Raw genomic sequence first — 12355 nt, forward strand, 5'->3', positions numbered from 1 at the left:
GGCTGCTTCGGTGACTTCGGCGACTCCGGTGGCCCCGGTGACTTCGGCGGTCCCGATGGCTTCGGTGGTCCCGATGGCGGCGGTCCCGCCGGCATTCGCGGGGGCGGGCCGAACCCGCCGCTCCCCTGCCGCTCCGCGTCGCCGGACGACGCGCCCCCCTGCCACCTCATCGCGGTCCCCCAACCGTCAGGTGTCACACCCCGAAGCAAACGATCGGGGGCGGCGCCCCGGCTGTCAATCGGCCACAAGTAGCCAACCCGACGCCATCGGGCCGCCAACTCCCTTTACGTTCCGAACCCTTGACGCCCCCAGCACGCCCCCTTTAACTCAAGCCTTGAATTTAGAAACGGCACGACGCACCACCAGCACCCGCAACGGGACCACCGGGAGGGCACCTTGCGTCACACCGAAACCACCACCAGATCCGGCCGCAGAAGGCGCGGGAGACGCGCCGCCTTACTCGCCGTCTCGGCGCTCGCGGCGGGCCTGCTGCCGCTCACCGGCACCGCGTCGGCCGCCGCCGACGACCCCGCACCCACCCCCGTCGACCGCTTCGAGGGCGAGGTTCCCTTCGCCGCGCAGCCCGCCGAGGGCATCTTCACCTGGGGCGGCGACACCGACGACCATCCGAAGCTCGAACTCAAGGACCGCGCGGACGCGCCCGAGGGCGCCAAGGTTCTCGAAGGCGCCTACGACATCAGCGGCTACGGCGGCTTCAGCCACGACTACGCCGCCGACAAGCCGGCCCACGACTGGTCGGCGCACAAGGGCATCCGCCTGTGGTGGTACGGCGACGGCTCGGGCCGCAAGCTGACCTTCGAGCTCAAGGACGGCGGCGCGCACGGCGAGGCGTCCGAGCTGTGGACGACGTCGTTCACCGACGACTTCACCGGCTGGAAGCAGGTCGAGCTGCCCTTCACACAGTTCGAGTACCGCACCGACTACCAGCCCGTCGGCGGCATCGACCACGTCCTCGGGCTCGACAAGATGTGGGGCTACGCGGTCACACTGCCGACCGGAGCGAAGAGCCAATTCGCCATGGACGGCGTGGAGTTGTACGGCAAGGCCGACCAGTCGCTGCGCGCGCAGGTGGCGACGGACGCGGCCGTGTACCCGGTGAAGGAGGGCGGTTCGGCGGCGGTCAAGCTGTCGGTCACCACCACCGGGAACGTACCGATCGAGGACCCCGTCACCATCGAGTACGCCACCGCGGGCGGCACCGCCGAAGCGGGCAAGGACTACACCCCGGTCACCGGCAAGGTCACCTTCCCGGCGGGCACGGCCTCCGGCGCGGCGAAGACGGTCACGGTCGCCACCGACAAGGACTCCGCCAGGTCCGAGACCGCCGAGACGATCCCGCTGAAGCTGACCGTCACGGGCGCCAAGCCGCCCGCCGAGTCACCGCAGGTCGTCATCGACGCGCACGGACTGACGTACCTCGACGCGAAGGCACCGATCAAGAAGCGGGTCGCCGACCTCGTCTCCCGGATGTCCCTGGAGGAGAAGGTCGGCCAGATGACGCAGGCCGAGCGCGCCGCCCTCAAGTCGCCGGGCGACATCGCGAGCCACCACCTCGGCTCGCTGCTCTCCGGTGGCGGCTCCGTGCCGACGCCGAACACGCCCGAGGCCTGGGCCAAGATGATCGACGGATACCAACTGCGGGCGCAGGCAACGAGGTTCCAGATCCCGCTGATCTACGGCGTGGACGCGGTGCACGGGCACAACAACGTCGTCGGCGCCACGATCATGCCGCACAACATCGGCATCGGCGCGAGCCGCGATCCCCAACTGGCCGAGAAAACCGGGGCAGTTACCGCCTCCGAGGTGCGCGCGACCGGCGTCCCGTGGGACTTCGCGCCCTGCCTGTGCGTGAGCCGCGACGAACGCTGGGGCCGCTCGTACGAGTCCTTCGGTGAGGACCCGGCCCTCGTCGAGTCCATGGAGACCGTGATCAAGGGCTTCCAGGGCCGCGCGAACGGCGCCGACCTGGACCGCGACGACAAGGTGCTCGCCACGGCGAAACACTTCGTCGGCGACGGCGGCACCGAGTACGGCTCCTCGACCACCGGCTCGTACACCATCGACCAGGGCGTCACGAAGGTGACGAAGCAGGAGCTGGAGGCCGTGCACCTCGCCCCCTTCGGCGACGCCGTGAAGCGCGGAGTCGGCACGGTCATGCCCTCGTACTCCTCGCTCGACATCATCGGCGACGACCAGGGCCCCGTGAAGATGCACGCCAACGCGGCAATGATCAATGGGGAGTTGAAGAAGAAGCTCGGCTTCGATGGCTTCGTGATCAGCGACTACGCGGGCATCGACCAGATCCCCGGCGACTACGCCTCGGACGTCCGTACGTCGATCAACGCGGGCCTCGACATGATCATGGTGCCGAACGCCTACGCCGACTTCGAGAAGACCCTGCTCGCCGAGACCACCTCGGGCCGGATCAGCGAGGCGCGCGTGAACGACGCGGTCTCCCGCATCCTCACGCAGAAGTTCAAGCTCGGCCTCTTCGAGAAGCCGTACGCCGACACGAGCAACAGCGACCAGATCGGCGGCGCCGCGCACCGCGCCGTGGCACGGGAGGCGGCGGCGAAGTCGCAGGTCCTCCTGAAGAACGACGGGAACGTGCTGCCGCTGAAGAAGTCCCAGAAGGTCTACGTCGCCGGGTCCAACGCCGATGACATCGGCAACCAGACCGGTGGCTGGACCATCTCCTGGCAGGGCTCGTCCGGGAAGATCACGGACGGCACCACGATCCTCAAGGCGATGAAGAAGGCCGCGCCCGGCGCGACGGTGGACTACTCGAAGGACGCCTCGGCGCCCACCGCAGGGCACGACGTCGGTGTGGTGGTCGTCGGCGAGACCCCGTACGCGGAGGGCGTCGGCGACGTCGGCAACGGGCACGACCTGGAGCTCTCCGCGGCCGACAAGGCGGCGGTGGACAAGGTCTGCGGCGCCATGAAGTGCGTCGTGCTCGTGGTGTCGGGGCGGCCGCAACTGCTCGGCGACCGGCTCGGGGACGTCGACGGGCTCGTCGCGTCCTGGCTGCCGGGCACGGAGGGCGACGGCGTCGCCGACGTCCTCTACGGCAAGCGGTCCTTCACCGGCCAACTCCCGGTCACCTGGCCGAAGTCGGAGGCCCAGCTCCCCATCAACGTAGGGGATGCCTCGTACGATCCGCAGTTCCCGTACGGGTACGGCCTCACGACGCGGGCGACCGGCGGCGGGGGCGGTGAGCGGGGCCTGGTGGACAAGGCGCGGCTCAAGGTCCAGGAGAAGGCGGGCGGCAAGGTGACGGAGGCGTGGGCCAAGCCGTTCGCCGAGGCCGAGCACCTCACCCTCACCGGCGACTACAAGGGGGCGCTGAGGAAACTGGCCGCCGCGTACAAGGCGGCCTGACCGGCCGGGCCCGGACAACTGACCGGCCGGGCCCGGACAACTGACCGGCCGGGCCCGGACAACTGACTGGCCGGGGCGAGGCAACTGGGTGCGCGGGGCTCCGAGTTGGGTCTTCGAATTCGGGTCCCGCGCGACACGCCGCCCGACCTTCGGCACGGACACCACACCCGGACGTGTGCCTACCATCGCGACATGACGGCCCATATCCGCATCGTCCGTGACACGTCACTGCGCGCCTCCGAGGCGTGGCGGCGGCTGACCGACTGGGAGCGGCACGGGGACTCCGTGCCGCTCACCCGTGTCACGGTGACGACCCCGCCGCCGGACGCGGCGGGCACGGTGTTCGTGGCACGCACCGGTGCCGGCCGGTGGGGCTTCGACGACCCGATGGAGGTCGTCGCCTGGCAGCCACCGCGCCGCTGCCGGATGGAGAAGCGCGGCCGGGTCGTCACCGGCTGGGCCGAGTTCGAGGTGCGGGCGCTCGGCGACGGGGGCTCGCGCGTCGAGTGGCGTGAGGAGCTGCGGGTACGCGGAGTGCCCCGCGCCGCGGACCGGGTGGTCGCGGCGGCGGGGCGGTGGGTGTTCGGGCGGGCGGTGGACGGGTTGCTCGACGACGCGCTCGACGGTACCGGTGAGGGCACCACCGGAGACGTCACTGGCGCCGCTGGAGAAACGTCACCGCACGGGCAGTGACCGGGACCAGGTGGGCGTCACTTCACGGGAATCAGCGGCGGCTTGGCGTACCGCGCCAGTTCGAGCGCCTGCTGCGGGAACCAGTCGCCCGCCTTCGGGTCGACCATCCCCCGCTCCGGGTCCTCGGGGCCCTCGGTGCCGCGCAGGCACAGGCCGTCCGACTCCCCCGGCGTCTTGATCCACAGGCGGGCGTCCTGCAAGGGGTCGCCGGTGCGCAGGGTCGGGCGGGCGCCGAGGCCGCGGTCCGGCGGGTTGCACCAGTCCTGTGCGTCGGTGTACTTGCCGGCGGGCGGGGTCCACGGGCCCTGGCCGTTGCGGCTGGAGTCGGTCACGAAGTGCGGCATCCGGGAGGCCGGAACGTGCACGTGCTCGTCGATCCACGCCTGCGCCTCGGCGCGCGGGGTCCACTGATTCGGGCAGTCGGCGGCGCTCCCTGCGGCGCTTCCTGAGGACTTCTCGACGTACGCGATGCAGGACGAAATCAGCTTGCCGTACCAGGAGTTGGCGTCGTCGGTGAAGTAGTTCGAGGCGTTGGTGTAGAAGCCGGCCGCCTTCTCCACACCGCCCTTGATCAGGCGGGGCACGATGGAGTTGACGCTGTGCCAGCCCGGGTGGCCGGTGTCGAGGTAGACGCGGGTGCCGCGCAGCGGTTCCAACTCGTGGACGGCGTAGTTCACTTCGGCGTACCGGGCGGCGGTCTTGGTGCCCTGGGCGTCGTCCTGGCCGCAGTCGGCGGGGAGCAGGGCGAGCGAGTCGGGTTCGAGGACGACCATGGCGTCGCGGGAGCCGATGCCGCGGGCGACGGCGTCGATCCAGGCCTGGTACTCGGCGGTGGTGGCGGCGCCGCCGGCGGAGTAGTTGGAGCAGTCGCGGCCCGGAACGTTGTAGAGCGCGAAGACCGGGAGGGCGTCGCGCCGGTCGGCGTCCCTGACGACGTCACGCGTGAGCTTCTCGACCTCGGCCGGACTCTGGTCACCGAACCAGACGGCCTGGGGTGTGGCGATCATCGCGGTGACGCGGGCGGCGTCGCGGTACTGGCCCGCCTTGAAAAGCCCCGCGATCTGCCGTGTGGCGTCGGGGTTGGGGTCGGGCGTGTAGAGCTTGGGAGCGCGTCCGCCGGTCGAGGTCGGGGACTGGGACTGCGCCTGGGGCTGCGTCTGCGACTGCGACTGCGACTGCGGCTCGGCGCCGGTTGCCTGCGGGGCGGTGATCAGCAGGGCGGAGAGGGCGAGGGTCGTGATCGCGGCGCGTCTGAAGGGTCTTCGCACGGTGACTCCTGGGGCCGGTCGGGCGGGCTCGGGCGACGGTTCGGCCTTGCGGGAGGCTCCCGGTCGTCACTGCGGGAGCGCTCCCACAGAGTCGGGCGCCGTACCCCGGACGTCAAGTACGCGGGGCGGGCGGCACGTTGATGTAGCCCGATCCGGCCTACGCCGCGGGCTCCGCGCCGGCTCCATGTGGCTCACGGTCTGCCTTGCCCCCGTTGCGGGGCTTGGAAGGTCGGGGCCCTGCCCCGGCGCGGGGTCAAAGGTTCGGGGCTCTGCCCCGGACCCGCAAGTTTCGTCCCAGAGGGGGGCTTGATTGCCCCACCGTCGCGAGAGGGGGCGATTGGCCCACCCGGCGCGGGGCTTGAGGTGCGGCCCCACCTGGGGCTCGAAGGCCGCCACCGCCTTGGGGCTGAGGATGCCGTCACCGGGACTGAGGATGCCGTCACCGCCATGGGGCTTGAGGACATCCACGTCGCGATACGTGCGGCGCCGCCGCCTTGGGGCTTGAGGACGTCCACGTCGCGGTACTTGCGGCGCCGCCGCCATGGGGCTTGAGGACGTCCACTTCGTGGTGCTTGCGGGGCAACCACCGCCGTGGCGCTTGAAATGACGCCGTTGGCCCGCCCATCTCCCACCGCCCGCCCCCTCCGGAGGCGTCGGCCCGACGGGATGCGGGCGGCCGCCGCCCCGCCACGAGTGAGCGACCGCAAGGACGGCTCCCCACCTGTGACGGCCAACCACACGCGCCTTGGGCGGTCTGCCGCCCACCACGGCTGCCCACCCTGACGGCCGACGTGGCCCCCGCCTTGGGCAACCTGCCGCCCACCCGACTCCCCACCCGCGACGATCAACCACCACCACCTTCAGCAATGCGCCGCCCACGCCGGCCCCCACCCCGGCGACCGACATAGCCCCCGCCTTGGGCAACCTACCGCCCACCCGACTCCCCACCCGCGACGGTCAACCACCACCACCTTCAGCAATGCGCCGCCCACGCCGGCCCCCACCCATGACGGTCGCCCCCTCGCCTTGGGCGGACTGCCGCCCACCACAACTCCCCCACCCTGACGGCCGACCCCGCCACCGCCTTGGGCAATCTGCCGCCTGGGGCGGCAGGGTGGGCAAGGCGGCACCCCGGTGCAGCGCACCCATGACGTGGGGCCCTCCCCCGGAGCAGCGCCCCGGCCCCGGACGGGCCGAAGCCCCCGGAGGGGGCGGGCGGTGGGAGACGAGCCGGCCGCATCGCCTGAACGGGACGGCGCCGCGCAACCGGGCCAAGAGAGCCGACCACGGCAAGACCCCCGTGCCGCAGGCCCCTCACAGCAGGCCCCACCCCGGCACAGCAACCCGGCCCCCGGACGAGCCGAGGCCGCCGGAAGAGGCGGACCGTGGCAGACGAGCCAGCCCCACAGCCGGAACCGGACGGCGCCGCGCAGCGGGGACGGGAGGGCTGACCACGGCAAGGGCCCGGTGGGGTGGCGATGGGTCGGCGGCACGGCCTGAACGGGACAGGGCCGTACAGCGGGAAGGGGAGGGCCCACCACGGCAAGCGCCCGATGCCGCGTCCCTGTCACACCCGGACGACGGGGGCCGAAGCCCCCGGAGGGGGCGGGCGGGTGGGAGATGACCGGGCACTGGCGCAGCCGGGTGGGGGCCAGTGCCGCGCTACCCGCACCGCAGGTGCCGACCCGCAACCCCGGTGCCGCGCGCCCGCACCGCAAGCACCACCCCGGCGCCGCACGCCCAACACCACCGGCACCGAACCCGGCACCGCCCCGAACCCCCCGCTCACGCCACCGAGTCGATGCGGCGCGCCGCCGCCCCCGCCTCGTGGTGGATCGGGGTGTGCGCACCGGTCAGGGACACCCCGGTGCCGCCACGGCGGTCCGCGACGATCTGCGAGGCGATGGACACCGCCACCTCCTCCGGCGTACGGGCGCCGAGGTCGAGGCCGATCGGGGACCGCAACCGCGCCAACTCCAGCTCGGTGACGCCCACTTCACGCAACCGCTCATTGCGGTCCAGGTGCGTGCGCCGCGACCCCATCGCCCCCACGTACGCCACCGGCAACCGCAGCGCGAGCCGCAGCAGCGGCACATCGAACTTGGCGTCGTGCGTGAGCACACACAGCACCGTGCGGCCGTCGACCTCCGTCCGGCCCAGGTACTCGTGCGGCCACTCGACGACGATCTCGTCCGCGTCGGGGAAGCGCGCCGCCGTCGCGAACACGGGGCGCGCGTCGCACACGGTGACGCGGTAGCCGAGGAACTTCCCCATCCGCACCAGCGCCGACGCGAAGTCGATCGCCCCGAACACGATCATCCGGGGCGCCGGAACGGACGACTCGATCAGGACCGTGAGCGGGGACCCGCACCGCGAGCCCTGTTCGCCGATCTCCAGCGTGCCGGTGCGCCCCGCGTCGAGGAAGGCCGCCGCCTCCCCCGCCACGGTCCGGTCGAGCTCCGGGTGGCCCCCGAACCCGCCCTCGTACCCGCCCTCGTACGAGCCCCCGGGACGGACGAGAAGCGCCCGCCCCATCAGCTCCCCCGGCCCCGACACGACGCGCGCGAGCGCCGCCGCCTCCCCCGTGGCGGCGGCGCCGAGCGCGCCCGCGAGCACGCCACGTACGGCCGTATCGGACGCACGTACAGGCGTGACGAGGATGTCGATGACGCCCCCGCAGGTCAGTCCCACGGCGAAGGCGTCGTCGTCGCTGTAACCGAACCGTTCGAGGACCGGTTCCCCGTCCTCCAGGGCCTGCCGGCACAGCTCGTACACCGCGCCTTCCACGCACCCGCCGGAGACCGAGCCGATCGCGGCGCCCTCGCTGTCGACGGCGAGCGCCGCGCCCGGCTGCCGGGGCGCGCTGCCGCCGACGGCCACCACGGTGGCCACGGCGAAGTCACGCCCCTGCTCGACCCACCGGTGCAGTTCATCGGCGATGTCCAGCATGTCTTGTCTCCTTACAAGTGCGGGAAGAGAGCGGCTACTTGACGCCCAGCCAGCTCTCGATCGGGTGCAGGCCGAAGTACACGAGGAAGACGAGCGTCAGCACCCACATGAAGGCGCCGATCTCGCGGAACTTCCCCTGCGCCGACTTGATCGCCGTGTACGCGATCACGCCGGCGCCGACGCCTGCCGTGATGGAGTACGTGAAGGGCATGAGCGCGACGGTGAGGAACACCGGCACCGCCACGGACCTGTCGGACCAGTCCACGTGCCGGGCGTTCTGCATCATCATCGCGCCGATGACGACGAGCGCGGCCGCGGCGACCTGGCCGGGCACGATCTGCGCGAGCGGCGTGAAGAACAGGCCGAGCGCGAAGAGGAAGCCGGTGACCACCGAGGACAGACCCGTGCGGGCGCCTTCCCCGACGCCCGTGGCGGACTCGACGAAGACGGTCTGCCCGGAGGCCCCCGCCACACCGCCGATCGCGCCGCCCGCGCCGTCGATGAACAGCGCCTTGGACAGGCCCGGCATGCGGCCCTTGTCGTCGGCGAGCCCTGCCTCGGTGCCGACGCCGATGATGGTGGCCATCGCGTCGAAGAAGCCGGCGAGCACGAGCGTGAACACGATCATGCCGACGGTCATGCCGCCGATGGAGTCCCAGCCGCCGAACTCGACATGGCCGAAGAGTGAGAAGTCGGGCATGGAGACGGCGCTGCCGGTCAGCTCGGGCGGGCTGCCGCCCCAGACCTTCGGGCTGAGGTCGAAGACCGCGTTGACGATGACGGCGAGGACGGTGCCGGCGACGATGCCGATCAGGATCGCGCCCGGGATGTTGCGCGCCTGGAGCATGAAGATGAGCAGCAGGGTGACCGCGAAGAGCAGCACGGGCCAGCCCTTGAGCTGTCCGCCCGTCCCCAGGGTGACCGGGTTGCCCTTGCCGACGAACCCGGCGTTGACCAGGCCGATCAGCGCGATGAACATGCCGATGCCGATGGTGATGCCGTGCTTCAGGGCGAGCGGGATCGCGTTCATGATGATCTCGCGCAGGCCGGTGACGACGAGCAGCACGATCACGACGCCGTACATCACGCACATGCCCATGGCCTGCGGCCACGTCATGTTGGGTGCCACCTGGGTGGCGAGCACGCCCGAGACGGACAGGCCCGCGGCGAGCGCCAGCGGCACCTTGCCGAGGAAGCCCATGAGGAGGGTGCAGACGGCGGCGGCGAGCGCGGTGGCCGTGATGAGGCCCGCGTGGCTGAGCCTGTTGCCCGCCGCGTCGGGGCCGCCGAGCAGCAGCGGGTTGAGCAGGAGGATGTAACACATCGCCATGAAGGTGGTGATGCCGCCGCGCACTTCGCGCGCGAACGTCGATCCTCTGTCGGATATGTGGAAGTAGCGGTCGAGCCAAGACCTGCCGGCCGGCTGACGCGAGCCCGCGCCCGCGTCGTCGGCGGTGGTCTTCGGCTCCACGGACTGCTGGGTCATGGTGCCTCGTTTCCCAAGGTTCAAAGGGGCTCCCGTGAACTGCCTCGCGGCGCACGGGTTTTGGGATGGCTGCACGACCCGGGGGACGGCCCGAGACGCAGAGGAGGTGCGGCGGGGTGACGGCATCACAAGGGTGGGTCCGTCACCCCGCGGGGAGGCGGGACTAGGCCTGTGGGCCCGTACCCGTCAGGTGCTCGGGCCGCACCGGAGTGCGGTCGAGCTCCAGACCCGTCGCGTTCCGGATCGCCGCGAGGACGGCCGGGGTCGACGACAGGGTCGGGGCCTCACCGATACCGCGCAGCCCGTACGGGGCGTGGTCGTCGGCAAGTTCGAGCACGTCGACCGGGATGGTCGGCGTGTCGAGAATCGTGGGGATCAGGTAGTCCGTGAAGGACGGGTTCCTGACCTTGGCGGTCTTCGGGTCGACGACGATCTCCTCCATCACCGCGACGCCGAGGCCCTGTGTGGTGCCGCCCTGGATCTGGCCGATCACGGACAGCGGATTGAGCGCCTTGCCGACGTCCTGGGCGCAGGCCAGTTCGACGACCTTGACGAGGCCGAGTTCGGTGTCGACCTCGACGACGGCGCGGTGCGCGGCGAAGGAGTACTGCACGTGCCCGTTGCCCTGGCCGGTGCGCAGGTCGAAGGCCTCGGTGGGGCGGTGCCGCCACTCCTCCTCGACCTCGACGGACTCGCCCTCCAGTACGTCGACGAGATCGGCGAGGACCTCGCCGCCGTCGGTGACGACCTTGCCGCCCTCCAGGAGGAGTTCGGCCGTCGCCCACGCCGGGTGGTAGGTGCCGAGCTTGCGGCGGCCGAGGTCCAGGACCTTCTCGCGGACCAGCTCGCAGGCGTTCTTGACGGCGCCCCCGGTGACGTACGTCTGGCGCGACGCGGACGTCGAACCGGCGGACCCCACCTGGGTGTTGGCCGGGTGGATGGTCACCTGCGTGACACCCAGCTCGGTGCGGGCGATCTGCGCGTGCACGGTGACGCCGCCCTGACCGACCTCGGCCATCGCGGTGTGCACGGTGGCCACCGGCTCGCCGCCGACAACCTCCATACGGACACGGGCGGTTGAGTAGTCGTCGAAGCCCTCGGAGAAGCCGACGTTCTTGATGCCGACGGCGTAGCCGATCCCGCGTACGACGCCTTCGCCGTGCGAGGTGTTGGACAGGCCGCCGGGCAGCTGGCGCACGTCGGCGCCCTCGCTGGACTCCCACTGGCGCTCGGGCGGCAGCGGCATCGCCTTGACGCGGCGCAGGAGTTCGGCGACCGGTGCGGGCGAGTCGACGGGCTGCCCCGTCGGCATGATGGTGCCCTGCTCCATGGCGTTGAGCTGGCGGAACTCGACCCGGTCCATGCCCAGCTTGTCGGCGAGCTTGTCCATCTGTGCCTCGTACGCGAAGCACGCCTGGACCGCGCCGAAGCCGCGCATGGCACCGCAGGGCGGGTTGTTGGAGTAGAGCGCGATGGCCTCGATGTCGACGTCGTCGAGCACGTACGGGCCGACCGCGAGGGACGAGGCGTTGCCGACGACGGCCGGGGAGGCGGAGGCGTAGGCGCCGCCGTCGAGCACGATGCGGCACTTCATGTGCGTCAACTTGCCGTCGCGCGTGGCCCCGTGCTCGTAGTAGAGCTTCGCGGGGTGCCGGTGGACGTGCCCGAAGAAGGACTCGAACCGGTTGTAGACGATCTTGACGGGCTTGCCGGTGCGCAGCGCGAGCAGGCACACGTGGATCTGCATCGACAGGTCCTCGCGGCCGCCGAACGCGCCGCCGACGCCGGACAGCGTCATCCGCACCTTGTCCTCGGGCAGGCCGAGGACGGGGGCGATCTGGCCGAGGTCCGAGTGCAGCCACTGCGTGGCGACGTAGAGGTCGACGCCGCCGTCCTCGGCCGGCACGGCGAGGCCGGACTCGGGGCCGAGGAAGGCCTGGTCCTGCATGCCGAAGGTGTACTCGCCCTTGACGACGAAGTCGGCCTTCTTGGCGGCCTCTTCGGCGTCGCCGCGGACGATCGGCTGGCGGTGCACGATGTTCGGGTGCGGGACGTGGCCCGCGTGGTGGTCGGTGCGACCCTCGTGCACGAGCACCGCGTCGGGCGCCGTCGCGGAGGCCTCGTCGGTGATGACGGGCAGCTCGCGGTACTCGACCTTGATCTTGGCGGCGGCGCGCCGCGCGGTCTCCGGGTGGTCGGCCGCGATGCAGGCGACCGGCTCGCCGTGGTGGCGGACCTTGCCGTGTGCGAGGACCGGGGTGTCCTTGATCTCCAGGCCGTAGTTCTTCACGGCGGTGGGGAGGTCGTCGTACGTAAGTACCGCGTAGACACCGGGAGTCGCGAGGGCCTCGCCCGTGTCGATCGACACGATCTCGGCGTGCGCTGTGGTGGAGCGCAGAATGTGGCCCCACAGCATGTCCTCGTGCCACATGTCGGACGAGTACGCGAACTCGCCGGTGACCTTGAGGGTGCCGTCCGGGCGGAGCGTGGACTCGCCGATGCCGCCCTTGGTCTGCGACCCCTGGGTGACCTTGCCGGGGATTCCTGTCGTACCCAT

At 71.5% G+C, this 12355-nt stretch carries 6 protein-coding genes; 2 read left to right on the plus strand and 4 right to left on the minus strand.

The genetic code is table 11. The features are described 5' to 3' along the window. Window positions 1-396: 396 nt before the first annotated feature. Both ACOKM3_RS11415 and ACOKM3_RS11420 read left to right on the plus strand, forming a co-directional pair. Window positions 397-3402, plus strand: a complete 3006-nt coding sequence (locus ACOKM3_RS11415; protein ID WP_426899521.1) for a glycoside hydrolase family 3 protein — start codon at window positions 397-399, stop codon at window positions 3400-3402. Between the two features lie 192 nt (window positions 3403-3594). Beyond that, entirely contained in the window at window positions 3595-4095 is a 501-nt protein-coding gene (locus tag ACOKM3_RS11420; protein ID WP_426899523.1) for an SRPBCC family protein, read from the plus strand. 17 nt (window positions 4096-4112) lie between these two features. Here the strand turns inward: ACOKM3_RS11420 and ACOKM3_RS11425 are convergent, their stop codons facing one another. The 4 genes from ACOKM3_RS11425 to ACOKM3_RS11440 all read right to left on the minus strand — a co-directional run bounded on the left by ACOKM3_RS11425 (window position 4113) and on the right by ACOKM3_RS11440 (window position 12355). Beyond that, window positions 4113-5363: a glycoside hydrolase family 6 protein gene (locus tag ACOKM3_RS11425; RefSeq protein WP_426899525.1), complete on the minus strand. Its 1251-nt coding sequence runs from the start codon at window positions 5361-5363 to the stop codon at window positions 4113-4115. Window positions 5364-7148: 1785 nt separating this feature from the next. Further along, complete coding sequence (locus ACOKM3_RS11430) at window positions 7149-8312, minus strand: XdhC family protein (protein ID WP_426899527.1); 1164 nt, start codon at window positions 8310-8312, stop codon at window positions 7149-7151. Between the two features lie 34 nt (window positions 8313-8346). Next, window positions 8347-9798, minus strand: a complete 1452-nt coding sequence (locus ACOKM3_RS11435) for an NCS2 family permease (protein ID WP_426899529.1) — start codon at window positions 9796-9798, stop codon at window positions 8347-8349. Window positions 9799-9961: 163 nt separating this feature from the next. Continuing rightward, window positions 9962-12355, minus strand: a complete 2394-nt coding sequence (locus tag ACOKM3_RS11440; protein ID WP_426899531.1) for a xanthine dehydrogenase family protein molybdopterin-binding subunit — start codon at window positions 12353-12355, stop codon at window positions 9962-9964.

The organism is Streptomyces nidicola, assembly GCF_050106155.1.
GTDB lineage: Bacteria > Actinomycetota > Actinomycetes > Streptomycetales > Streptomycetaceae > Streptomyces.

Bases quoted from the DNA above. Each gene is read 5' to 3' on its own strand.
- ACOKM3_RS11420 (WP_426899523.1), top strand. From the start codon at position 3,595: ATGACGGCCCATATCCGCATCGTCCGTGACACGTCACTGCGCGCCTCC.
- ACOKM3_RS11430 (WP_426899527.1), bottom strand. From the start codon at position 8,312: ATGCTGGACATCGCCGATGAACTGCACCGGTGGGTCGAGCAGGGGCGT.
- ACOKM3_RS11435 (WP_426899529.1), bottom strand. From the start codon at position 9,798: ATGACCCAGCAGTCCGTGGAGCCGAAGACCACCGCCGACGACGCGGGC.
- ACOKM3_RS11440 (WP_426899531.1), bottom strand. From the start codon at position 12,355: ATGGGTACGACAGGAATCCCCGGCAAGGTCACCCAGGGGTCGCAGACC.